This window comes from Pantoea sp. alder81, assembly GCF_020179835.1.
Taxonomy (GTDB): Bacteria; Pseudomonadota; Gammaproteobacteria; order Enterobacterales; family Enterobacteriaceae; genus Pantoea.
The window spans coordinates 1-23,570 of the sequence record NZ_JAIUDA010000015.1 but is presented as its reverse complement, the minus strand read 5'-3'; the positions used below and the strand labels follow the sequence as shown (position 1 = coordinate 23,570).

General features: G+C 50.8%; 21 protein-coding genes. 7 read left to right on the top strand and 14 right to left on the bottom strand.

Annotated features, from left to right (window positions below; translation table 11 throughout):
- Window positions 1–6: 6 nt before the first annotated feature.
- From iolE to LBW88_RS25090, 3 genes are all read left to right on the top strand, one after another.
- Entirely contained in the window at window positions 7–915 is a 909-nt protein-coding gene (iolE, locus tag LBW88_RS25100) for a myo-inosose-2 dehydratase (protein ID WP_224934709.1), read from the top strand.
- The gene (locus tag LBW88_RS25095; protein ID WP_224934619.1) at window positions 915–1,724 is read left to right on the top strand and encodes an SDR family oxidoreductase; all 810 of its coding nucleotides are present in this window, start codon (window positions 915–917) and stop codon (window positions 1,722–1,724) included. Before iolE ends, LBW88_RS25095 begins: the two co-directional genes overlap by 1 nt.
- Window positions 1,725–1,800: 76 nt before the next feature.
- Window positions 1,801–2,160 (top strand): hypothetical protein, encoded by a 360-nt coding sequence (locus tag LBW88_RS25090; protein WP_224934617.1) that lies wholly within the window; start codon window positions 1,801–1,803, stop codon window positions 2,158–2,160.
- Window positions 2,161–2,251: 91 nt separating this feature from the next.
- Here LBW88_RS25090 and LBW88_RS25085 read toward each other — a convergent pair whose 3' ends face one another.
- The 5 genes from LBW88_RS25085 to LBW88_RS25065 form a co-directional block, all read right to left on the bottom strand.
- Window positions 2,252–2,629 (bottom strand): type II toxin-antitoxin system VapC family toxin, encoded by a 378-nt coding sequence (locus LBW88_RS25085; protein ID WP_045814982.1) that lies wholly within the window; start codon window positions 2,627–2,629, stop codon window positions 2,252–2,254.
- Window positions 2,629–2,832: a type II toxin-antitoxin system VapB family antitoxin gene (locus LBW88_RS25080; RefSeq protein ID WP_045832076.1), complete on the bottom strand. Its 204-nt coding sequence runs from the start codon at window positions 2,830–2,832 to the stop codon at window positions 2,629–2,631. The genes LBW88_RS25085 and LBW88_RS25080 overlap by 1 nt, the downstream gene beginning before the upstream one ends.
- A gap of 332 nt (window positions 2,833–3,164) precedes the next feature.
- Window positions 3,165–4,241 carry an oxidoreductase gene (locus tag LBW88_RS25075; protein WP_224934615.1) on the bottom strand — a complete coding sequence of 359 codons (1,077 nt, stop codon included), beginning with the start codon at window positions 4,239–4,241 and terminating at the stop codon, window positions 3,165–3,167.
- A gap of 16 nt (window positions 4,242–4,257) precedes the next feature.
- Window positions 4,258–5,001: a DeoR/GlpR family DNA-binding transcription regulator gene (locus tag LBW88_RS25070; protein WP_224934613.1), complete on the bottom strand. Its 744-nt coding sequence runs from the start codon at window positions 4,999–5,001 to the stop codon at window positions 4,258–4,260.
- Between the two features lie 389 nt (window positions 5,002–5,390).
- Entirely contained in the window at window positions 5,391–5,891 is a 501-nt protein-coding gene (locus LBW88_RS25065) for a lactoylglutathione lyase family protein (RefSeq protein WP_224934611.1), read from the bottom strand.
- Between the two features lie 93 nt (window positions 5,892–5,984).
- On the opposite strand from LBW88_RS25065, the gene LBW88_RS25060 reads away from it, so the two are divergent.
- The 3 genes from LBW88_RS25060 to LBW88_RS25050 all read left to right on the top strand — a co-directional run bounded on the left by LBW88_RS25060 (window position 5,985) and on the right by LBW88_RS25050 (window position 10,309).
- A complete protein-coding gene (locus LBW88_RS25060) occupies window positions 5,985–6,851 on the top strand; it encodes a LysR family transcriptional regulator (protein ID WP_224934609.1) in 867 nt (288 codons plus the stop codon).
- A gap of 217 nt (window positions 6,852–7,068) precedes the next feature.
- Window positions 7,069–9,342: a FepA family TonB-dependent siderophore receptor gene (locus LBW88_RS25055; RefSeq protein ID WP_224934607.1), complete on the top strand. Its 2,274-nt coding sequence runs from the start codon at window positions 7,069–7,071 to the stop codon at window positions 9,340–9,342.
- 256 nt (window positions 9,343–9,598) lie between these two features.
- Window positions 9,599–10,309, top strand: coding sequence for a type 1 glutamine amidotransferase domain-containing protein (locus tag LBW88_RS25050; RefSeq protein WP_224934605.1), 711 nt, complete (start codon window positions 9,599–9,601; stop codon window positions 10,307–10,309).
- A gap of 258 nt (window positions 10,310–10,567) precedes the next feature.
- Here the strand turns inward: LBW88_RS25050 and LBW88_RS25045 are convergent, their stop codons facing one another.
- From LBW88_RS25045 to LBW88_RS25010, 8 genes are all read right to left on the bottom strand, one after another.
- A complete protein-coding gene (locus LBW88_RS25045; protein ID WP_224934604.1) occupies window positions 10,568–11,995 on the bottom strand; it encodes an N-acyl-D-amino-acid deacylase family protein in 1,428 nt (475 codons plus the stop codon).
- Complete coding sequence (locus tag LBW88_RS25040; protein WP_224934601.1) at window positions 11,992–13,638, bottom strand: ABC transporter ATP-binding protein; 1,647 nt, start codon at window positions 13,636–13,638, stop codon at window positions 11,992–11,994. Before LBW88_RS25040 ends, LBW88_RS25045 begins: the two co-directional genes overlap by 4 nt.
- Window positions 13,635–14,510, bottom strand: coding sequence for an ABC transporter permease (locus LBW88_RS25035; protein WP_224934599.1), 876 nt, complete (start codon window positions 14,508–14,510; stop codon window positions 13,635–13,637). Before LBW88_RS25035 ends, LBW88_RS25040 begins: the two co-directional genes overlap by 4 nt.
- A 14-nt stretch (window positions 14,511–14,524) precedes the next feature.
- Window positions 14,525–15,466: an ABC transporter permease gene (locus tag LBW88_RS25030; RefSeq protein WP_224934597.1), complete on the bottom strand. Its 942-nt coding sequence runs from the start codon at window positions 15,464–15,466 to the stop codon at window positions 14,525–14,527.
- A gap of 26 nt (window positions 15,467–15,492) precedes the next feature.
- Window positions 15,493–17,088, bottom strand: coding sequence for an ABC transporter substrate-binding protein (locus tag LBW88_RS25025; protein WP_224934596.1), 1,596 nt, complete (start codon window positions 17,086–17,088; stop codon window positions 15,493–15,495).
- A gap of 79 nt (window positions 17,089–17,167) precedes the next feature.
- Window positions 17,168–18,025, bottom strand: a complete 858-nt coding sequence (locus tag LBW88_RS25020; protein ID WP_224934594.1) for a D-amino-acid transaminase — start codon at window positions 18,023–18,025, stop codon at window positions 17,168–17,170.
- A gap of 13 nt (window positions 18,026–18,038) precedes the next feature.
- Entirely contained in the window at window positions 18,039–18,950 is a 912-nt protein-coding gene (locus LBW88_RS25015; protein WP_224934707.1) for an N-carbamoyl-D-amino-acid hydrolase, read from the bottom strand.
- 128 nt (window positions 18,951–19,078) lie between these two features.
- Complete coding sequence (locus LBW88_RS25010) at window positions 19,079–19,999, bottom strand: LysR family transcriptional regulator (RefSeq protein WP_224934592.1); 921 nt, start codon at window positions 19,997–19,999, stop codon at window positions 19,079–19,081.
- A gap of 128 nt (window positions 20,000–20,127) precedes the next feature.
- On the opposite strand from LBW88_RS25010, the gene LBW88_RS25005 reads away from it, so the two are divergent.
- Window positions 20,128–21,063, top strand: a complete 936-nt coding sequence (locus tag LBW88_RS25005) for an AEC family transporter (RefSeq protein ID WP_224934590.1) — start codon at window positions 20,128–20,130, stop codon at window positions 21,061–21,063.
- Between the two features lie 69 nt (window positions 21,064–21,132).
- Here LBW88_RS25005 and LBW88_RS25000 read toward each other — a convergent pair whose 3' ends face one another.
- On the bottom strand, window positions 21,133–22,668 hold the full coding sequence (locus tag LBW88_RS25000; RefSeq protein ID WP_224934588.1) for an FAD-dependent oxidoreductase: 1,536 nt from the start codon (window positions 22,666–22,668) through the stop codon (window positions 21,133–21,135).
- Window positions 22,669–23,570: the final 902 nt, after the last annotated feature.

Below are 23,570 nucleotides of genomic sequence, written 5' to 3'. Positions count from 1 at the left end.
AAAATGCTGAAAGCCAAATTAGGTATTGCCCCGATTGCGTGGTCCAACGACGACCTGCCTCAGCTCGGCGGGGATACGCCCCTTGCTACCTGTCTGAGTGAGAGTCATCTTGCTGATTTCCAGGGGGTAGAAACCGGCGGGAAATTCCCCAAGACCAGCGAGTTGTTGAAGCCGCTGCTGCGGGAATATCAGCTGGATCTGGTTTCGGGTTGGTATTCTGGCACCCTGCTGGATAACAGCGTCGAAGACGAAATCAAAAAATCGCTGCCGCAAATGCAGCTCTTCCGCGACTGCGGTGCGGTTTGCCTGGTTTACGGTGAAACCGCCGGGACAATTCAGAATCAACAGAATGTCCCGCTGGCAAAGCGTCGCCGTCTGTCGGATGCACAAGTCGCTGAATACGGTGAGAAGCTCTCTCGTTTCGCTGAATTTTGTACCGATTTTGGTGTTCCACTGGCCTTCCACCATCACATGGGGACGGCGATCGAGGACGAGAATGATATTGACCGTCTGATGGCAGCCACCAGCAAAGATGTTGGGCTACTGTTTGATTCGGGGCATCTGACGTTTGCGGGCGTTGATCCGCTCAGCATTTTGAAAAAACACGGCAGTCGTATCAATCATGTTCACACCAAGGACGTCAGAAAAGAGGTGTTAGCATCGCTCGACTGGAATAAAGACAGCTTCCTGGATGCGGTGCTGAAAGGCGTTTATACCGTGCCCGGCGACGGGATGATCGATTTCGAGGCGATCACCCGGACCCTGGCTGAAATTGGCTATCAGGGGTGGTTTGTGGTGGAAGCCGAGCAGGATCCGGCCAAAGCCCCACCGCTGGAATATGCACGTATTGGAAATGGCACGCTGCGCAAATGTCTCAGCGCAGCGGGATACACTATTGTTGAAGGAATCATCTGATGAATCAGTTTTCAGAAAAAGTCGCGATTGTTACCGGTGGAACCCAGGGTTTAGGTGCCGCTATCGCCCGCCACTTTGCGCAGAATGGCGCGGCGGGTGTGGTTATCTGTGGCCGCAATGAAGCAAAAGGAAAAGAGATTGCTGCCCGGCTGAATGCGGAAGGCGCAACCCGCGTTGAATTTGTCCGTGCCGATCTTTCCTCGGTAGAAGACTGCCGCAAAGTGGTGGCGACAACGGATGAGATCTTCAGCCGCGTGGATATTCTGGTGAATGCCGGCGGGATGACCGATCGCGGAACCATCCTCGATACGGAGCCTGAACTGTTTGACCAAATGTTTGCCACCAACGTGCGCGGTCCCTTCTTCCTGATGCAGGAAACGATCAAGGTTATGCGTCGTGAAAAAATTGAAGGCAGCATCGTCAATATCTGCTCAATGTCATCACTGGCGGGCCAGCCTTTTATTGCCGCCTACTGCTCTTCCAAGGGCGCGCTGGCGACGCTGACACGCAACACCGCCTATGCGCTGCTGCGTAACCGCATCCGCGTCAATGGCCTAAATATCGGTTGGATGGCATCGGAAGGTGAAGACCGTATTATGCGCACCTATCACGGCGCCGAGGAAAACTGGCTGGAGAAAGCCGCAGCAGAACAGCCGTTTGGCCGTTTAATTTCGCCAGAAGAAGTGGCGCGCGCCGTGGCATTCCTCGCCAGCGATGAGTCAGGGCTGATGAGCGGTTCAATGATCAATTACGATCAAACTATCTGGGGCGCCTATGATCAGGCGGATACGCCGGATAATCCGCTGTAATTTCGTCTAATCGATACCAGTCCATTTATTGGGCTGGTATCCGTATTTTTCACTAAATTGATTTAATGAGGTTGTGATGGATATTAAACAACTCAGTGAGATACAGTGTTTTTATACGCACTTCCTGGTCAAAATCAGACAACTCGAAACCAGTCAGTTTTACAGAAAACAATCCACCGAATATAAGAAGTCAGAATTATCAGAATGGCTGATTCATCATAAATCCGCCAAAACCTTCGGTGAACACGTGCGCCACGAAATTTTTCATATGCTGGAATTAGTGGCATCGGAAGTGACTGTCTGCGAACTCGAGAAGAAAATAGGCAATCTGGAAAGTAATTGTGAGGGCATACGGCTGGAGCTTGAGGATAAGTTGCAACTCAGGGACGTTAAAATATCCCCGAACTGGCAGCGGCGAATATCGGAACGCGTTTGATTGGTGTTGGATATGATGTTGTTAGCGACTGTGAAGGCGGTTTATCTCGCTGTGATTGTGCGGGCGGGATAACTTAACGATGAAGTTAGGGTTAGTGAACAGGCTGATAACCTACATTAAGATGATTGGCTAACTTGACGAGCCGTTTATCGAGCGTCCAGAGCGTTGCTCCGGGGGTGATGAGAGCAGATGCAAGCAAGGTGATATCCACCAGGCCACACCCGTGTCCATACAGCATTTTATTTTCAATAAATGCCATCACCTCACTCATGCTGGCTTGGTGGCATTGCGGTAACAAGTTCAGGTCACGGAGTGTGCGCACGCGGGGCGCTGGCGGGGTGCCGCAGGCAAGTTCTCCAATCACCATTGGATGAATCAATACCAGGTCCCCGCTCAGTAACCGCACTAACTCTTCATTTCTGTTTTTGAAATGATCTACCCAGACAGATGTATCAACCAGAATGGACATTATGCAGACGGTTCCTCGCGACGGCGGGGAATGCTTTCCATTTCAGGCGCGGTGCCACCCAATGAAGCAAGGCGCTTTGCCGCTTGTACCCGAACAAACGTTTTCATCGCTTCACGGAAAATATCAGCCTTGTCCATATCTGGATCGGCCATATCCAGAGCCTGGGCATACAGCACATCATCAATCGTCACTGTAGTACGCATCTCGCTACCTCATACGATTCACAAATTGATGCCATCATGCATCAAAATACGAATCAGGTCAATTTCCAACCACTCTGATATGGAGCGTAGCAACATCGACGGCAATGATGATCGTAGCTAATCGCGCATACATTTCACCAAATTTCACCCTTCATTGCCCAAGATAAAATCTCGCGAAATAGATCAACACATCAATCGCGCCGCGCCCGGAGATAAGAGATTCCATGGCGGCACGATTGATTCCATGCATGACAACAGGCTTGCCAGAGACTTTTAACCCGCTGGCAGGCTTGTACCAGCGTATAAAAGATTGTCCGGAAAGCCCCGCCCGGTTAACTCAGATGATAAAACGCACCGGCTTCCGCTTCACTAAGCGCGAGTTTTTGCACCGTGCCGGTCTCCGATGAACGCACTGCTGCTTCAAGCACCGCCATGACGGCAATCGCCTGAGCGGGAGAGACAAGATTAGCTTGTTTGCCCGCCAGCGCTTCACACACCTGGATGTAGTACTGACGCTGGTCGCCTTTTGGCGTTTTGACAGACGTGACGTGCAGATTGCTGTCGAAAACCATCAAATCATCCTGATCTTCGCCCCAGCTAGATGAGCCCGGTACGACTCCCGCAAGGAGTTGCGCTTCCTGCTGATCGGCTTTGGGTTTAACAATGCTGCCTTTATCCCCGTGTACGGTAAAGCGTGATACGCCTCCCGCAGCGAGCATGCTGGCATGCAGGATCACTTTATGCTCAGGGTAGCTGAGCGTGACGTGCGCCCAGTCATTGATTTTACCGCCATGGCGCAGGACGGCGATGTCACCAGAAACGGTTTCTGGCAGCCCGAACAGCTGCAGAGCCTGATCGATGACATGAGGGCCTATATCAAACCACAGACCGCTGCCAGGAATATCGTGTTCTCTCCAGCGATCACGCACTTTCGGACGGAAGCGGTCTATATGAGACTCAAAATGTTTGACCTGACCAATCGCGCCAGAATCGATGACCTTTTTCACGCCCAGATAATCGGTATCCCAGCGGCGGTTCTGAAATACGGAAAGCAGTAATTTCTTCTCGTGGGCCAGTGCCGCGAGTTCTCTGGCCTCTTCCAGATCCAGCGTAAAGGGTTTATCCACCACCACGTGCTTACCGGCATTCAGCGCCAGCTTAGCCAATGGCGCGTGTGTCGCGTTGGGAGAGGCGATCACCACCAAATCGATATCAGCATGCTGGATGGCCGCTTCCGGGGAGTCGAGAACGATGACGTCAGGCAGGTCTTTTTTGACCTTCTCCTCGCTGCCGGATGAAACGACATGAAGCTTCAAACCGGGAACGGATTGAATTAAAGGGGCATGAAATGTTTTGCCGACAAATCCGTAGCCGATAAGTGCAACGTTGATATCTTTTTCAATACTCATCTCTGTCTCCTTGCCATTAAGAATTTGTGATGCTGACCTGCGTTGCACCGGTAACGTCGAACTCGTTCCAGGGCGCATCAAGGAAGAGTTGATGGATATCGGTCAGCGGTGCGACCAGATAGGGTTCGCATCGGTTGAGCTTCATATGATCGGCCACCACCCAGTGTTCGCTACTTGCTGCCAGCATGGCGCGCTTCACCTCAGCGTCACCCTCCTGGCTGGCACTCAGTCCAAACCGGGCATGCAGCGCGCAGGCACCCAGAATGGCGATGTCTGCACGATACTTTTCAAGCAGAGATAGCGTGGCGCTGCCGGAAAACAGGCGTTGCTGCTTATCCCACTTGCCGCCCAAAAGAATAAGTTCGACATCCGGCTTGTCACTGAGGTGATGGGCAATGTCCAGTGAGGTGGTAATGACCGTTACAGGGCCTTTTAGCAGCGTGGCGACAGCCAGTACCGTGCTGCCCGCATCCAGAAACAGCGTGGCACCTGCCGGGATTTTTTCCGCCACTCGCCTGCCAAGTTCTATTTTGACGTCGGGAATCAGTGCGCTGCGCTGGTGGCGATTCATCGCTGACAGATCCAGCGCCACGGCACCTCCATGATTTTTCTGCGCCAGGCCCTGTTTTTCCAGATCGGCCAGGTCGCGACGCACGGTATCCGCAGAAACCTGCAACTGCTCGACGAGCTGCCCAATTCCCACCTGCCCTTGTTCAAGCAGCAGCTCCATCAATAATTTTTGTCTGGCTGTTTTGTGCATGTCGATCTCAAAACCGCAAAATATTGCAATATGCAGCAGAATACAGCAAACAGAAGGCAGTTAATACCCTTTACTGCGATGGAACGCTAGTAGCAGCACAGCAGAGCGGTGTAAGAAAGGTGATTTGACGGATGGGGCGTTCAAGGTGCGTGGTAGCCAATCCGGATATCAGGAACTGATACAACCTTATGATATATAGAGCTTTTAATCTAATGACTACACCTGCTCATCACTCCAGATATTCAGGCACGTTGGTGTGATCGACCCTTCAATCAATACCGTGGAGGCTTCGATAATCACAACAACCGCGCCCTGTCATGCGTAGCGGTTGTAGTGGACTTGATAGCATTACCCCGCCTCAACAGTCTATGGGGACGGCGAATTCCTGCTCAGACATACGCACCTGCGGAATAGGTCAGTTCGTAACTGTGGCTGTAAATCTCGATGATGTTGCCGAACGGGTCTTCCATATAGACCATGCGATACGGTTTTTCCCCAGGGAAATACTCGCGTACCGGCATGCGTTGTTTGCCACCCGCAGCGACAATTTTCTCCGCCAGGCCTTCTACATCAGGGTCCTGCACGCAGAAATGGAATACGCCGGTTTTCCAGTATTCAAAGTTATTTTCGGGTTTTGCTGCCGCCTTGAATTCAAAGATTTCGACACCGACGCGGTCGCCTGTGGAAAGGTGAGCGATGCGGAACTTCTCCCATCCCTGACCGAAAACGTCACTGCACATTACCCCGATGGCGGATTCATCTTCCGCAATCTGCGTAGGCGGCATGATCAGATACCAGCCCATCACTTCGGTGTAAAACTTTACGGCGGCATCAAGGTCTGTGACCGAAAGGCCAATATGGGAAAAGGAGCGAGGATAGGGAGTCGTCATGATCAATCTCTTATGATGAAAAGGTCTTCAGGCTACGTAACTGGCGTTATAATGAAAACAGACAATCAATTATAAGGATTATAAAATTTCATTATGTTGAACCCACAATGGCTCAAATCATTTGCCACGCTGGCCGAACTTGGGAGCTTTACCGATAGCGCGGAGCGATTAGGTATCACCCAGGCAGCAGTGAGTCAGCATATTCGCCATATTGAACAGCAGTTAGGCCCGGTGATACTGAGAAGCAAGCGTCCGTTAGAACTGACACCCGCCGGTAGCGCGCTGCTGGATTATTGCCAGCAAATCGATCGTGCTCATCACCACTTAATGCTGCGACTGAGTGATGCCGAAGCCACCTGCGGTGAAGTCAGCGTGATTTCGCCCGGCAGCATTGGGCTCCGGCTATACCCTTTACTGTTGTCATTACAGGAGCAGCATCGCGACCTCACCGTTCGTCACCGCTTTGCGCCGGATAGCGAAGTGATCGATGCGGTATTGCATAACCGCTACGAAATGGGGCTGGTCACACACAAACCTGATGATAAAAGACTCGTGGCCCATCCCTTTGCGCAAGAACCGCTGGAACTGATCGTACCGGCCAACACGAGGATTATCGGCTGGAACGATTTGGAAAAGCTGGGATACATCGACCATCCCGATGGGCAGGCGATGGCGACACGATTGTTAAGCCGATTATTTCCGGGCAACCCAGGCATACGCAACCTTCCCCAGCGCGGATTCAGTAATCAGATCGGTCTGATCCTAGAACCGGTCGCGCGCGGGCTTGGTTTTGCGGTACTGCCCCGCTATGCACGACTGGCGTTTAACCGACCTGAAACTATTGACGTTATGGCTGAAGGTGATGCGCTGCTTGACACTATCTGGCTAGTGCATCGGGCAGAATGGCCACTCTCAGCCCGCGCCCAGTTGGCCTTAGCCTGGCTACAACGTCACATCTAATCCTGAGGCGGATGCCAAATAGCTACCGCCGTATACCTTCATAATCTTTCCACAATTGCTCACTTCTCTGCCCCTTTTGCAATCTCTGAGGCAAGACATGTAAACAGGCACCATCAGACATGTCCAAATGTGTCAAAAATATCAATATTGAGAATGATTATGATAATTATTCTCCTCCTCATTTGATATGTAACTAATAATAAACCGGTGTAACAATATGTCTTTTGTCTTTGGTGTAAGGAAAACAACGCTTTCAATTCTGATTGGAATTACCGTTCACAGTGGAAATGTGCTGGCGGCTGATAATAATGACGTCTTATCGCTGGATAATAATGATAGCGGTAGTGAGAAAGTCATCTCGGCAAAAAAGGCAGAGAAGACCGCAACGAATGAAACGGATATGGTCGTCAGTGCAAAAGCTGAGGATGTTCTGAAGCAGCAGCCTGGTGCATCATTGATTACACAGCAAGATCTTGAACGCAATCCGCCGGTCAATGATCTCTCAGATATTATTCGCAAAATGCCTGGCGTTAATCTCACGGGTAACAGTGCCACAGGAAGCCGCGGTAATAATCGCCAGATTGATATTCGCGGCATGGGTCCCGAAAACACCTTAATTCTGATTGATGGGGTGCCTGTTTCTTCGCGCAGCGCGGTACGCTACAGCCGCACCGGGGAGCGTGATACCCGAGGCGATACCAACTGGGTTCCCGCTGAGATGGTGGATCACATCGATGTACTGCGCGGCCCGGCGGCGGCTCACTACGGATCCGGCGCGATGGGAGGTGTGGTCAATATCGTCACCAAACGCCCAACCAATGACTGGCACGGTTCACTCTCTCTATTTACCAATCAACCTGAAGATAAAGATGAAGGCGCGACGAAGCGCATGAACTTTAGTTTGAGTGGCCCGCTGATTGATGACGTGCTGACGATGCGCGTATACGGCAATATCAATAAAACTGACGCCGACGCCTACGATATCAATACCAGCGAGGATGGTTCCTACGCAGCCGGCCGCGAAGGTGTGCGAAATCGTGACATCAATACATCGTTACAGTGGAAGATCAACGAGCAACAATTCCTCGACTTCAATTATGCCTACAGCCGTCAGGGCAATATTTACGCCGGGGATACGCAATATAGCCTGAGTAATCTCAGTACGCTGGTACCGACTTTATATGGCAGCGAAACCAACCGCATGTACCGCCAGGCTTATAGCCTCATCCATAATGGCATCTGGGATTGGGGGCAATCCAAACTCACGCTGAGCTATGAGGATACGCACAATACGCGTCTGGCCGAAGGATCAACTGGCAAAGTAGAAGGAATGATCAACAGCGATACTTACAACACCAGCCGCTATAAAACCTGGCGTATCAACAACGAATACACCGTTCCCTTCAACTTGCTGGTGGACCATACCTTAACCATCGGAGGCGAGTGGAACAAAGAGCAGCTCAACGACCCGGCAGCGATGCAGGAAACGGATGCGACAGGCATTGATATTAACGGTGTTTCCGGCGACCCATCGCAGCGCAGCAGCAAAAACAGCCAGGAGCTGAGTGCACTCTATCTGGAAGACACGATTGATGCCTTTGACGGCACCACGTTGATTCCCGGTTTGCGTTTCGATTACAGCGATAAATTCGGACATAACTGGAGCCCGAGCCTTAATATTCAGCAGGATTTAACCGACACGCTGAAGTTAAAGGCCGGTATTGCTCGCGTGTTTAAAGCCCCGAATCTCTATCAATCAACCGAAGGTTATCTTCTCGCCAGCAGTGGTAACGGATGCTCCGTGAGCGGCAGCAATGGTTGCTATTTAATGGGCAATGGCGATCTCAAACCTGAAGTCAGTGTAAACAAAGAGATTGGTTTGCAATGGAATGATGCGGGTTACAGTGCAGGCCTGACTTACTTCCGTAATGACTATCAAAATAAAATCGTCGCGGGCTCCGATTCTCTTGGAACCGTTGCAGTAGCCGGTTCATGGTACTCCTCGACCTATGATATCTATCAGTGGCAAAACGGGGGTAAAGCGTTGACCCAGGGTCTGGAAGGAAATTTAACCTTACCGCTGATTGAAGACACGCTGAACTGGCGTACTAATGCCACCTACATGTTCACGTCTAAATATAAATCGACGGGTAACCCTTTATCGTTGATTCCGAAATATACCGTGAATAGCTGGCTTGAGTGGCAGGTGACTGATGCCTTATCCACCACCCTGAGCTGGACCATGTATGGACGTCAGCATCCACGTACTACGGCGGAGATTCGTAAAGAGGCGAGCGGCTTATCCGATAAGGAAGTCGGAGCCTATGCGATTTATGGTGTGGGCGTTAATTATGAGGTGAATAAAAACCTTCGCTTCAGTGCCGGCATCAGCAATCTGCTGAATAAACAGATCTACCGTGAGAACGAAGGTGCTTCGACGTATAACGAACCGGGCCGCGCTTATTATGCGGGTGTAACCACTTCCTTCTAAACCATTAATGAGCCTCTGCGGAGGCTCAGTTTTATTTTGATGGGTATCTGATTTTCCGGAAAGTGTTTTAACGTTATTTTCCGCCGTTAAAACATTACATACCACACTGTTATAAATAACTCTTATAGTCACTATAAGCAAACCACCGTTTAACAATTTATCACCGCAAATTATTCTGACTGTGGCGACGTTTGGCTCCTTCCCCGATGCAGCACATCCATTACGCTTAAAATGAATAAGAATTTAAGGATCATTTATGAATGGCGTCCAGCCGCACTCAGTTAAACCGGTATTGCTGGTGCTGAGCAGTTTTCGCGATATTGTCGCCGGTCATGAAATCTCAGGTTTCTACCTGCCAGAACTGATCCATCCTTTTCATGTACTCGAATCAGCCGGGATTCGCACGGTCTTCGCATCTGTCAAAGGAGGGAAACCCCCGGTGTATGGTATCCAGGATGATGCGATCAATCAGCACTACTGGCAGGACACAGGCTTTCAGCAGCGACTCAACAACACATTACCGCTGGCGGCGACCAAAAGTGAGGATTACAGCGCGATCCTGTTTGTCGGTGGGCATGGCACAATGTGGGATTTCCCCGATGATGCCGCGCTGAAATACCTGACGCGCCAGATGTATGAGAGCGGTAAACCCGTTGCAGCGGTTTGCCACGGCCCGGCAGCGTTGATCAATGTGAAACTGCGTAACGGGCAATATCTGTTGAAAGGTAAACACGTTGCGGCTTTCACCGATACCGAAGAGATGGAAGTCGGTATGGCGAATGTGGTGCCGTTTATGCTGGAAGCGGCGCTCAAAGAGCGAGGTGCACGCCACCAGCCTGCGGATAACTGGCAGTGCAATGTGGTGACCGACGGTCTGCTGATTACCGGCCAGAATCCACAATCTGCTAGTGCTGTTGGTGAGGCTTTGTGCCACGCGTTGCTAGGGAAGAATTCTATTGCGCTTTAAAATCGCTGTTGCTTTAACTGGCTGACGCAGCGTTGAATCCATGCCAACGTCGTAGGCTCATTATTCTCATCAAATCGATACGTTAGAGGCACATGTGTATTTACATGCTAAGCACCGGGCGTAAGGAATATAGTCACATTAATACCTTCACCTTGCCATGTTGTGGCAAAACGTTATATTTGCTATTGAATTTTCGCTTTAACTCTTCCCCTGAAACTTAGCGAAGCATGCTGAAGTGTAAAGCGAAAACCTTACTGCTCAGGCTTTTAGCATCCGGCCATTGCGTTGAATGACTTTCCCATTTTGATAACTGATCACTCCATTTACCACAACAAGGTGAATGCCGGGAGATGCCTTACAGGGGTCACTATAGGTCGCAACATCCTCAAGCGTAGTCATATCCACCAGCGTCAAATCGGCAAATGCGCCCGTTCTGATAACCCCGCGATCCTTTAAACGAAAGCGCGCAGCAGAAAGGCCCGTCATCTTATGCACGGCTTCTTCCAAACTAAAAAGTTTTAAATCCCGGCAATAATGCGCCAATACGCGGGGAAATGTCCCCCATAAACGTGGGTGTGGATTAGGGTCAGATGGTAATCCATCCGACCCTATCATGGACAAGGGATGGGCCAGAATTTTCTGCACATCCTCCTCATGCATCATGTGATAAATCGCACCAGCAGGGCGTAAGCGCTCAGTTGCCTGCCATTGATCGACACCCCATTGTGCGGCTATCTCTTTCAGCGTCTGTCGGGCCATCTCAGGATGCGGCTCAGACCAGTTAATGTAGATTTCCATTTCTCCATCCACACGCCATGCATCCAGCGTGGTCGAGCTACAGGCATAGGGATAACAATCACAATTACAGGGCTGTTGGCTAGCGGCCTTTTCCAGTGCCTGTAGAGCTAACGGAGCCTTTCCCCAATTCCCCGCTCCGGCGCATTTTAAATGAGAGATGACCAGATCGGCTCCTGCCTGACGCGCAGTACTGAACGACTCCTCCAGCGAATTGAGTAATCCATCGTGTTCATTACGCATGTGCGTGGTATAGATCGCACCTTTTTCACCGACGATATCCACCAGCGATTGCATTTCTGAGGCAGGTGCCTGTCTGGCATTGGTGTAAGCGAGCCCAGAACTTAAACCAATTGCACCGGCTTCCAGCGCAGCCTTCAGGGCAATAGCCATCTGAGTTTGTTCACTGGGGCTCGCGGGTCGGTCAAATTCAGACATGACATTCGCACGTAATGCGGTATGGCCAATTAACGCCGCCACATTAACTGCTGGTACTGCCTCTTCAACAGCCAAAACATAATGCTGGAATGTAGGATAAGCAAACGCCTCTCGCCCACCCAGCAGGTTCATGGGGTCAGGCGGATTGCCATGTAACACAACAGGTGAAGCACTGATGCCACAATTGCCAACAATGACCGTCGTCACTCCCTGGGAAATCTTTGGCAGCATGTCAGGCTGGTGTATGACCATCGTGTCGTCATGGGTGTGCACATCAATAAAACCCGGCATGAGATATCGGCCATTGCCTGTAATGATGGCTTTGGCCTCCGATTCATCCAGTTGTCCTATCGCGACAATACGATCCCCTCTAACCCCTACATCCGCCAGATAGGGCTCAGCCGCGCTTCCATCGACAACAGTGACGCGCGTGAAGAGTAGATCATAGGTCATCTTTCGATCCCTCGTTTAGCGGCAAAATCCCAATTTTTCCCCGGTATCGCGCCCATAAGTTGTTGTGTGTACGCATGTTGCGGTGCCATAAGCACCTCATGAGCAGTGCCATATTCCACTACCTTGCCATGTTGCATCACTAATACGTCATCGCAGAGTTGCGCCGCCACACGCAGGTCATGGGTAATAAACAAAATGGCCACACCCAGACGTTGCTGAATATCATCCAGCAGTTGCAAGACCTGTGCCTGTACTGAAACATCCAGAGCTGAAACAGCCTCATCGGCGACAATCACATCAGGCTCCATCGCCAGCGCGCGCGCAATGGCAATACGCTGTCGCTGCCCTCCTGAGAACTGATGCGGAAAGCGGTCGATCGCATCGCCTGGCAGCCCCACCAGTTCCAGCAGGGCTTTGCCGCGCGCCCAAGCCTCACCGAAGGAAGCGCCATGATTCATGGGGCCTTCCACCAAACTTTTCCCAATGGTGAGGCGTGGATTAAGCGAACGATTGGGATCCTGGAATATCATCTGGATACGTTTGCGGTGCGGCTTTAATCCCAAGGGTGACAACTCTGAAATGTCATTGCCCACAATACGAATGGCCCCCTCATCAGGCATGAGTAATCGCATCACACACCGCGCCATGGTGGATTTCCCTGAACCACTTTCACCTACGATGCCCAGCGTGCGACCGCGTTTAAGGCTGAAGGTCACGTCCTGCAACGCACGCGTGCCTTCACGCCGTTTTGCTAGCCATCTCAGTGCGCAACCTTTGGCGGCAAAGGTTTTGCCTAATTCCACGACATCCAGTACCACCTGAGCGCTGACAGCCGGACGTGCCTGACGAGGGATAAGACTCGGCACAGCGGCTAGTAATGCTTGCGTATAAGCTTCTCGCGGTTGCGTTAGTACCTGTTTCAGGTCACCAGACTCAACAATTTTTCCTTTGCGCATGACGCAGATGCGATCAGCAATATCAGCTACCACACCCATATCATGAGTGATAAATAGCACTGCCGTTCCCTGCTTTTTTTGCAGCTCAAGGATGAGTTTGAGTATTTGCTGCTGGGTCGTCACATCCAACGCTGTGGTGGGTTCATCAGCAATCAGTAAACGTGGTTTGAGTACCAGTGCCATCGCGATCATGATGCGCTGACGCTGGCCACCGCTTAGCTGATGTGGGAACGCAGTGTAAATACGCTCGATATCGGGTAAATGTACCTGCGCTAATGCGTCCATAACGTTAGCGCGCCGCTCGGCTGCGTTGTATTCGGTGTGTGCCTGCAGGACTTCATCAATCTGTCGTCCAACAGTCAGCACCGGGTTAAGCGCGGTCATGGGTTCCTGAAAAATCATGGCCATATGGCTGCCGCGCAACGCTTTTAAACGACGCGGTGTTGCCCGCAAGACATCCTCGCCATCAAGCAGTATGCGACCGCTGGTCACACTGAGTGCGCCTTGCGGTAACAGGCCGAGCGTAGCTAATGAAGTCACAGATTTCCCCGATCCGCTTTCCCCCACGAGGCATAGCGTTTCTCCCGAACGAATAGAGAATGAGACATCCTGTAAAATCGGTCCTCCCTGTGCGGTAGCCACCGATAAATGCTCAACCTTCATAACGTCACGATCATATTCACTCATGCTTTACCCTTTTTCTTCAGGCGTGGATCAAGCGCATCACTCACCGCATCACCTAGCAAGTTGATGGAGAGAATACAAAGCGATAATGCCAGACCCGGCCAAAGCACCAGTGAAGGCTTGAGCTGAAAATAGACTCGACCTTCAGAAATGATGTTGCCCCAGGTCGGCGTTTCGGTCCCGATGCCTGCTCCCAGAAAGGAAAGAATGGCTTCGGTCAGGATTGCAGAGGCGCAAATATAGGTACTCTGGACAATTAACGGTGCCAGTGTGGTGGGCATCAAATGCCGTGTCAGGATGCTCAATGTTGAAGTGCCCGAGAGTAGCGCTGCCTCAACATAGGGCTCCTCGCGTGCGGACAATACCCTTGAACGCACCAGACGCACGACCTGAGGGATTTCCGGCACCATGATAGCAATCATCACAGTCCACAGACTGGCACTGCTTAATGAAACAATCGCGATAGCCAGCAAAATGCCAGGGATGGCCATCAGGCCGTCCATGATGCGCATTAGGATCGCATCGAGACGTCGAAAATAGCCCGCAAGCAGTCCCAGCGGCAGTCCTATCAAGACACTCATGATCGTGACACCGAGCCCCACCATCAGTGATACACGGGCGCCATAGACAACGCGTGAAAACAGGTCACGGCCATAGGCATCAGTGCCGAGCCAAAATTCAGCGCTGGCTGGTTTGAGTCGAGTGGCGGGTGATAATTCCACGGGATCATGATTAGCAATCCATGGTGCGAAGATCGCCATGCAGATAATGGATACCAGAACCACAAGTGCCACGATAGTTAACCAGGGAAGACGCGGCAGACGAAACCAGCGACGCTGTAGCACTGGCAACTCAGCCGAAATGGATTTGCTCATACTCAGGCGCCCCTTCAATAACGAATACGCGGATCGCTCAGTGCATACGAGAGATCTATTAACAGGTTGATGACAACATAAACTCCGCTGGTTAGCAGGATCATGCCCTGTATTACCGGGTAATCCCTTGCCAGCACAGCATCCACAATCAGTCTCCCCAATCCCGGAACATTAAAGACGCTCTCTGTTACCACTACGCCCGAAATCATCAAGGCAAATCCGGTACCAATCACTGTCAAGATGGGGATCATTGCGTTCCGCAACGCATGACGGAAAAGCACATGGATCTCCGATAACCCTTTCGCCCGGGCCGTGCGAATATAATCCTCACCCAGGACTTCAAGTAAACTTGCTCGCGTCATGCGTGCCACTAAAGCGATATAAACCGATGACAAGGTCAGCGCGGGTAATATTATGCGTTCAGCAAAAGGCCAGAGCCCTTTAGTTATACTGGTAAATCCCTGAACGGGCAGCCATTTGAGTTCAATCGCAAACACCGATGTCAGCAGATAGCCAATAACGAAAACCGGGATAGAAAAGCCCAGGACGGAAACTGACATCACCAGGTTGTCCAGCCAGCTACCGTGTTTCCAGGCTGCCAGTACCCCCAACGGTACTGAAATCGCGATGGTGAACAAAATTGCCACTAGCGCCAAACTGAGGGTGGGTTCGAGGCGTTGGCCAATCATGGTCAGCACCGGCGTTTTTGCCATCAGCGAAGTGCTAAAGTCACCTTGCAACAGGTGTGAAATCCAGACAAAAAATTGCTCATATAACGGTTGGTCGAGACCGAGATTCGCACGAATGGCGGCCAACTGTTGTGGCGTTGCCATATCGCCCGCAATAATGGCGGCCGGATCTCCTGGCGATAGGCGCAATAAAAGAAAGACAAACAGCGCCACCACCAACATTACCGGGATGGCCGCCAGCACACGACGAATGAAATAGCCCGCCACACTCACCTCCAAATGCTGTTAAAAAATCAATCGTTCTTCTCAACGTTCCAGAACACAGTTGATGGCCCAGTCATCAGATGGCTGATATGGTTATTCCAGGCAGCAACATCGTAAAATTGCCCCAGCGGGATATAACTCACCTCATCCATGGCATGTTTCTGAATATCTACCGCAATAGCTTTCTGTTTTGCTGGATCAGTGGCAGTGGCAAAATCGATTTTCAGTTGGGCCATCTGCGGATCAGTCGGCCAGCCAAACCAGGCTCCATTCCGGCCGCCGCTGGCCAGCATCGGATTGACTACCGGATTCCAGATGGTTTCAGCATTCCAGTAGGTGAAGAACAGGTTCCAGCCTCCCTGAGCCGGTGGATTCGGGTTCGCGCGGCGGGAAACCAGCGTTTGCCAGTCCATCGGCTGTAAATCAACGTTGAAGCCTACTTTGCGTAACGCCTGTGCGGCAACCACAGGCTGCGAAGCCTGACTGGGGACATCAGTGGGTTGCATGATCACCACGGGTGTACCGTCGTAACCGGCTTTTTTCAGCAACGCTTTCGCAGCGTCGATATTTCCGTCTTTCAGTAGTGATTCCCCACCCGCTTCACTCTCCAGTGCCGTACCGCATCCGAAGACAGAAGCACAGAGTTTGTAGTATTGAGGATTGCCTACCAGCGCATTGAGAATGTCTTTTTGATTCATCGCCAATAAAGCGGCACGACGAATATCGGGATTGTTAAACGGAGGGTAAAGGAAGTTCATACGACCGCCGGTCATAGCGCCTAATTTACTCAGCGTCCCAAATTTCAAATCCGGGTTCCCCTCAACAACGGGCAGCAGATCAATGGGCACCTGTTCAATAAAATCGATATCCCCGGAGGCCAGCGCGTTGATTGCCGTCATACGATCTGGCATGTTGATCCATTCAACCCTATCTACGTTTACCACTTTGCCACCCGCTGTCCCGCTGGCTGGTTCTTTACGTGGGACGTAATCTTTGAATTTCTCGTACACCACGCGATTTCCTGGATCGAACTCGCTTGCCACAAATTTGAAAGGACCTGAGCCGGTGTAATCGGTGATCATTTTCCCTTCAGGTGTGTTGGCTACCCGTTCAGGCATCATAAAAGCGGCGACTGATGAGGGTTTCGCCAGCAGCTGCAAGACATAACCAAACGGTTTTGCCAGCTTGAGTGTGATGGTTTTGGCATCTGTCGCTGTCAGGCTGTCGACGTATTTCATCATCAACTGACCACCCACATCGTAGTGTGCCCAGCGCTTTAACGAGGCGACGCAATCGGTGGCCGTAACCGGCTTCCCATCATGCCAAAGCAGGCCATCGCGCAATGTAAAGGTGTAGGTCAGGCCATCTGACGAAATTTTCCAGTCTGCCATTTGCGGTTGCGGCTGTTGCTTGTCATCCATGCCTATTAGGGTGTCATAGATCATGTACCCGTGATTGCGGGTGATTTGTGCGGTGGTCGCTATAGGATCAAGAATGCGCAGCGATGATGACATCACGGCATGCAGCGTCTTCTCAGCCGCCATCGCACCGGGAGCTGTTATTGCAGTGCTCAAGCCAATACAAAGTAAGCAGGCAAGTAATGTACGAGATGGAAATCGTTTCATTGTTATCACTCCAGTCATTCGCGCCCCTGGTGCTGGGTTGGGCGATGTCATAAAAAATCAAATAGGTTCGGATGCCTTCTCAACGAGCCGAATTGACAGCATGCTCGATATACAATTGGCGTAGTTGGCGGGTAAGGTGTCCCGGTTTTCCATCCCCCATCAGCTGGCCATCAATGCTCACCACGGGATAAACAAAGGAGGTGGACGATGTAATGAATGCTTCTGCCGCTTCTTTCGCCTCATCAAGCGTAAAACCGCGTTCTTCCAGCCTGAATCCTCGCGCGCTTAACAACTCAATCAATGTTCCGCGCGTGATACCAGGCAGCAGGGCTGACGAGAGTTCACGGGTAATGACGACGCCCTCTCGCGTGACAATAAAGGCATTATTGGAGGTCCCTTCCGTCACCTTCCCCTCTTTGACCAGCCACGCATCCTCTGCGCCGCGTTGCCTGGCTTGCTCTTTGGCCAGGCAGGCGTAGAGCAATTGCGTGGTTTTGATGTCACATCGTCCCCAGCGCAAATCAGGCAGAGAAATGATGCGGATACCGTGCTCTCCTTGCGGGCTGTGAATCACGTTTTTTTCCTGGGTATAGAGCACCAGGGTGACGGGTGTCGTTTCAGCGGGAAACGCAAAGTTACGATCCTCTTCGCCCCGACTGACTTGCAAATAGACCAACCCCTCATGCAGGTTATTTTTTGCAATCAACTGCCGGTGAATATCCAGTAACGCAGCGTCCGTTAGCGATAGCTGTAGCGCCATCTCTTTCAATGAACGCCGCAGACGTGAAAGATGACGGTCAACATCCACCAGCTTTCCGTTCAGAACGGCCGTCACTTCATAGATCGCATCCGCAAAAGTAAAACCACGATCAAAAATTGAAATTTTGGCATCCTGTTCAGCCACAAATTCGCCATTGAGATAAACCGTACGATTCATCAATGTCTCCTGATTACGGGCGTTCTACGCCGGTTTGCTGCGTGATGATGCCGTAATGTTCAATACGACGATGGCGGGAAAAATTGAAGATGGTGGATTTGCCAAACTGGCACAGATCCATATCACAGCAGTGGGATATCAGTTCGTCATCCTGACTGGTTGCTCGCGCCACAACAAAACCGTTTGGATCAACAATGACACTGCCGCCCATCAGCGGGAAACCATCTTCCACGCCAGCTTTGGCCACGCCGACAACCCAGGTGGCGTTTTGATAAGCGCCGGCCTGCATGCACAACTCAGAATGGAACAGGCGCTTGGTCTCACCTTCTTCACGTTCGAGAGCATTGATCGACGGTGTGTTATAGCCTAGGGTAATCAACTCCACGCCTTGCAGCCCCATGACTCGATAGGTTTCAGGCCAGCGGCGGTCATTGCAGATGCACATCCCCATGACGGCACCTTCATTTTCCCAGGTAGGAAAACCCAGATCACCCGGCTCAAAATAACGTTTCTCCAGATGCTGGAAATCACGGTCAGGCTCATATTCGGCATGGCCAGGCAGGTGCACTTTGCGGTATTTGCCCACGATGTTGCCCTGGCGATCGGTGATAATCGAGGTATTGAAATGGTGCCCTTCAGGTGTCAGCTCCGCATAGCCAAACGAAATCGCAATGCTATGCTCGCGTGAGAAATCAAACAGAGGCCGCGTTACTGCACTCGGCATTTCGCGTTCAAACCATTTGTCTACTTCGCTTTGATCTTCCATATACCAACGGGGAAAAAAGGTGGTTAGCGCCAGTTCTGGAAAAACCACCAACTCGCACCCCTGCTTGCTTGCTTTTTCCAGCAACGCAAGCATCCGCTGAACAACACTTTCTCGGGTGTCATTTTTTTGAATGGCGCCCAATTGAGCCCCACCAATCATCATTTCGCGCACACACAGTCCCTCAACTAAACCGACCCGGTGTCGGCAACCTTTTGAACATGAGTTCATTGTGTGAGGTTCAATGCTACGTGTCGCATACCAATATGAATGACGCTCTTAACAAAAGGTTAATCCATGTTGAAGAGATGAAAACCGCCCTCCCCCAGCGTGCCTCTGAGGTGCTCGACAAACATTTGTGAAAACTGGGCCAGTGGAGCTTGTCGTAGATGTACCAGACTGATGGTCAGGCGTTCTTCATTCAGAATTGGCAGAACCGACATGTTGTCCGCACCTGAAGCCTGGAAAGATATTTCATCGACAACGGAGAAACCGCTGCCATTTTTAACCAATGCACAGGCATGGTGTGGGGAGTCAACATCAATACTGGGCCGATACGCTAATCCCAGACGTTCCAGCGCTTTGAGCATGTAACTGTGGAAAGGCGTATCGGCGGCATAACCGATAAACGGCATTTCGGCGAGTGCCTGAGGTAATGCTTCAGGGGCTAGCTGGGCCAACTCATGGTCTTTCGGGCAAACCACTAACACACGAATATAACTGAGTGGAACGGCCCGTAAATTGGGATGGTCGACAGGAAAAAGTGAAAATCCAACGTCCGCCTGTTGCTCCAGTAAATGATCACGCAACAACGTATGTCGCATACACTCGAGACTGACCTGAATGTGTTGATTGCACTGTCGGAAGGCAGCAATTGCATTTGGCACTAATTGATGCCCCAGACTGGGGCTACTCACAATACGCAATACTCCCTCTCGCTGCTGTACCAGATTATGTAGTGTTGTGTTTACTCGCTGAACATCTCGATACACTGATTCGACATCATCAAATAAACTACGTGCCTCTGGCGAGGGATACAGACGTCCCTTAATCCGCTCAAATAAGGGAAATCCAATGCGCGCTTCGGTATGTGACAACATTCGGCTCACTGCAGGCTGAGACACATACAGTAATTGTGCAGCACCGTTGATCGAGCCGGTGATCATGACCGCACGAAACACCTCTATCTGGCGCAAATTTAGCGACTGCATTTCTGTCCCCCCTTTTAGAAAATGGTGGGCGACACTTAACACCCGGTTATAGGTTGATAGCAATTAGTATGCCAAATCATATATTGGGGGAAAAAGGACACTGACAGCGGTCATCTGGCGCGGCAAAATTGAAACTCAACGATTACGGGAGCAACGATATTGTGAATGTTGTAGAAATTATCTTGCCAGTCTTTTTGCTTATCCTGCTTGGATATGCGGCAGCTCGCAGAGGCATGATTGACCCTCAGGCAAATAAGGCATTAGGGAATCTTGCCTTCAAATTCTTTATGCCGATGGTTTTGTTTACCGGCATGGTCAATGCTCCACTTCATGAGGGGTTAAATCTTCATGTGTTACTGGCTTACTTTATTCCTGCATTGTTTATTTTTACGTTAATAAATGTCATTTCACATCGTCACTTAAAACGCCCGTCTGCGTATGGACTCACTGCTTCATTTTCAAATAATGCATTGATTGGTTTAGCGATGGTGTCAGGGATGTATGGGGAATCGGGTCTGGTGGTTTTGTTTACTTTACTGGCGGTTCATAGTCTCTTGCTATTTAGTTTTCAAAGCCTGTATAGCTCTTTTGCGGCTCACGAACCTTTTAGCACTAAAGTGCTTCTCATCAGTCTCGCAAACCCAATGATTATTGGGCTGCTTATTGGCACAGCGGTGAATCTTACAGGTATCACTCTGCCAGTCTGGAGCATGAAGTTCACCACATGGCTGGCACAAGCCGCATTGCCGTGCGCATTAATCGTTCTCGGCGCAAACCTTTCTGGTTTCAGACCACGGCCAAACTCAGCTGTCATTATCATTACCACAGCAAAGCTGGTGGTGATGCCCGCTATCGTCTTACTGTTTTGTCTGTTACTGAATGTCGGGGGCATGGCACGTGGGGTATTGGTGTTGATGGCAGCCAACCCATGCGGTGTCAACGTGCTCGGTTTTGCACGCACACAAGATGAAACGCAAACGGTCAGTTCTGCCATATGCCTAACCACTTTGATATCGATAGCGAGCATACCATTTTGGATAGGCATCAATTCTCTCTGGCCATGACACCTTTATTTAAGCCAGCAATGTGGAGACTTTAGTGCCCCCTCAAGGACTATTGCTGGGTTATTAGTATCAATGTTTCAATAACAGCGCTCGCTGAATTCCAAGACGACTGACATAAGCTGAAAGATGCTCCGCGTATCTTTCAGTGACCACCAGGCCGATATAGCCATCCGGTCGAATCAGGTAAGTGGTGTCCTGTTTAAATCCTTTATTCTCAAAGGCATCCTGCCAGAGGAAGACATGCCATTCCACACCATGGCGATCGCACCAGTTCCTGACTTCTTCAGTGGCGGTGCCGTAGATGTGTATTTGCCAGACTATCTTACTCAGTGATGCATAATTGTCAGTCATACCCATGGCGATATACGGCAGGCGATCACCCGCACTGATCTCTCCCGCTTTTCCCTCACTTAAAGAGCTGTCCGGATAACTCATCGTCGTTTGTGAGATGACGCGGAAAAGGTATTCTCGAACGCGTCCATATTGATAGGCCTGACTGGCGATCGCTGGTGCAATGTGCGTACGCACAAAATCTGCGAACCCGCCAGAGGCAGTGATGAAGGTGAAGACCCGGTCTGTGGTCTTTACCAGTTGGTGAGCGAAGCCCTTGCGCTCCGCCTCATAACTATCAAGCAAGATTTCAGGGGCCTGCGCCTTGATCACCGCAACCAATTTCCACGCAAGGTTTATCGCATCGGCAATACCGGTATTCATCCCCTGCCCTCCCGCCGGACTATGGACGTGTGCTGCATCCCCCAGCAAAAAGGCTCGACCTCGACGAAAATGGTTGGTCACCCGGTGATGGACACGGTAAGTAGAAAACCAGTTTACCTGTTTGATACTGAGCCCTAATCCGCTAATGGCCCTTTGACTGACATCGTCAAAAGAGTGTTGCTGCTTATCCCCTTCCTCGCTCTCAACAGTGCCGATCAAACGATATTGATTCTCCGGCCCATAAGGCATCACCAGGACAAAATCAGACTTGTCGAAGGCAATGTGTCCCTCATTCGCGGGTGTCACTCCACTAGCATTTACATCTGCAACGTAGAAAAGGTGATTATAAGTACCGCCTTCGAAGTCACTGCCTATTTGATGGCGCACCGGGGAATGCGCACCATCACAGCCTGCAACATAGGTGGCAGTGCAGGTTTCTGTGTGCCCTGTAGGGGTTATGATTGTAGCAACAATACGTTCGCCCTCTTCCCTGAACGACATGAATTCTGTTTGCCGTTCGACGATGACACCAGATGTTTCCAGGCGGGCGACCAGTATTTTTTCATGTCTGTCCTGGGGTAAGACAAGCACGAATGGATAAGGTGAAATGTCGTTCCCGGCGTTCTCCAGGGAAATACGCGCCTTCGGTTCTCCCCGCGCCCACATATTCATAGCCGGCATTTTATAGCCTGCTGCGATGGTTTCTTCAGCCAAATCCAACTGGCGATACAACTCCAGCGTGCGGGCCTGAACGGCCATTGCTCGTGATGTTTCACCCGGCCCCAGGCTCTTGTCGATGATTCGAACCGACACGCCTTGCTGGGTGAGCCAGAGTGCCAGCACCAAACCGGTGGGCCCTGCTCCAACGATGAGTACGTCGATATTGTTCATAGGACTATCCAACTGTGGCGTGAGTTAAATAGGAACACCATGGTGAACGCTTAGGTTAGTGTGATTTACACAGCTCAATGCAAAGTATAATTGCGCGCGGTAGAACTGGGCGTGCTTTTGCTAACTGTCTTCCGCACGCACTGATTAAAGCATTCTTACTGGCAATAGATGGGCGCCCTGCCCTTCCGGGCTCGCAGTCATTAGTGTGGATGCTTAAAGCTTGAAATGACATTGTCACCTTTTCAGATGGATTTTTTCACCTTTCTGAAAACGCTATAAGGTAGTGAATTAAAAGAAAATTTCTGAAATTTTCAGGCTGAAAATCACCATGGTTTTTAGATTGGTGGTGAAGGCACTTTTAATGATGGTGCCTAGGATGATCCGGGCATTACTTTTGCGAGTCCAAGTGAGTAATGACGATGATATTTTTGCATAAAGCATTTCGAGTCGTTCACCTCCTTACAGCTAAACCTGGAATCTCTCCAGGATAGCTAATTACACTTAAGCGACTGTCTGTAATTCATTATCTTTCCGCTTTCCGCGCAATGCGACTTCTATGCTTAAAACAAAATTTCAGCCTTCTCCAGATTCCGTTCCGTTTGCATCACCAGTGGGTGTGACTAAAGACATCTTATAATTACGTGTAAGGGTCAGTCGCACATAGGTTGGATGACCGGCACGTAATGCTCTAGCAGAGGATAAATTTTTGAAGGAGATGTTATCGAACTGTCTAGATGTTAGGACATGATAACTTTGTTGGATGTATGTCGCTGGACGCTGGACGCTGGACGCTGGACGCTGGACGCTGGACGCTGGACGCTGGACGCTGGACGCTGGACGCTGGACGCTGGACGCTGGACGCTGGACGCTGGACGCTGGACGCTGGACGCTGGACGCTGGAC

Excerpts from the sequence above, each read along its gene's own strand:
- LBW88_RS25095 (WP_224934619.1), top strand. The coding sequence starts at position 915 with ATGAATCAGTTTTCAGAAAAAGTCGCGATTGTTACCGGTGGAACCCAG.
- LBW88_RS25090 (WP_224934617.1), top strand. The coding sequence starts at position 1,801 with ATGGATATTAAACAACTCAGTGAGATACAGTGTTTTTATACGCACTTC.
- LBW88_RS25085 (WP_045814982.1), bottom strand. The coding sequence starts at position 2,629 with ATGTCCATTCTGGTTGATACATCTGTCTGGGTAGATCATTTCAAAAAC.
- LBW88_RS25080 (WP_045832076.1), bottom strand. The coding sequence starts at position 2,832 with ATGCGTACTACAGTGACGATTGATGATGTGCTGTATGCCCAGGCTCTG.
- LBW88_RS25075 (WP_224934615.1), bottom strand. The coding sequence starts at position 4,241 with ATGAGTATTGAAAAAGATATCAACGTTGCACTTATCGGCTACGGATTT.
- LBW88_RS25070 (WP_224934613.1), bottom strand. The coding sequence starts at position 5,001 with ATGCACAAAACAGCCAGACAAAAATTATTGATGGAGCTGCTGCTTGAA.
- LBW88_RS25065 (WP_224934611.1), bottom strand. The coding sequence starts at position 5,891 with ATGACGACTCCCTATCCTCGCTCCTTTTCCCATATTGGCCTTTCGGTC.
- LBW88_RS25060 (WP_224934609.1), top strand. The coding sequence starts at position 5,985 with ATGTTGAACCCACAATGGCTCAAATCATTTGCCACGCTGGCCGAACTT.
- LBW88_RS25055 (WP_224934607.1), top strand. The coding sequence starts at position 7,069 with ATGTCTTTTGTCTTTGGTGTAAGGAAAACAACGCTTTCAATTCTGATT.
- LBW88_RS25050 (WP_224934605.1), top strand. The coding sequence starts at position 9,599 with ATGAATGGCGTCCAGCCGCACTCAGTTAAACCGGTATTGCTGGTGCTG.
- LBW88_RS25045 (WP_224934604.1), bottom strand. The coding sequence starts at position 11,995 with ATGACCTATGATCTACTCTTCACGCGCGTCACTGTTGTCGATGGAAGC.
- LBW88_RS25040 (WP_224934601.1), bottom strand. The coding sequence starts at position 13,638 with ATGAGTGAATATGATCGTGACGTTATGAAGGTTGAGCATTTATCGGTG.
- LBW88_RS25035 (WP_224934599.1), bottom strand. The coding sequence starts at position 14,510 with ATGAGCAAATCCATTTCGGCTGAGTTGCCAGTGCTACAGCGTCGCTGG.
- LBW88_RS25025 (WP_224934596.1), bottom strand. The coding sequence starts at position 17,088 with ATGAAACGATTTCCATCTCGTACATTACTTGCCTGCTTACTTTGTATT.
- LBW88_RS25020 (WP_224934594.1), bottom strand. The coding sequence starts at position 18,025 with ATGAATCGTACGGTTTATCTCAATGGCGAATTTGTGGCTGAACAGGAT.
- LBW88_RS25015 (WP_224934707.1), bottom strand. The coding sequence starts at position 18,950 with ATGATTGGTGGGGCTCAATTGGGCGCCATTCAAAAAAATGACACCCGA.
- LBW88_RS25010 (WP_224934592.1), bottom strand. The coding sequence starts at position 19,999 with ATGCAGTCGCTAAATTTGCGCCAGATAGAGGTGTTTCGTGCGGTCATG.
- LBW88_RS25000 (WP_224934588.1), bottom strand. The coding sequence starts at position 22,668 with ATGAACAATATCGACGTACTCATCGTTGGAGCAGGGCCCACCGGTTTG.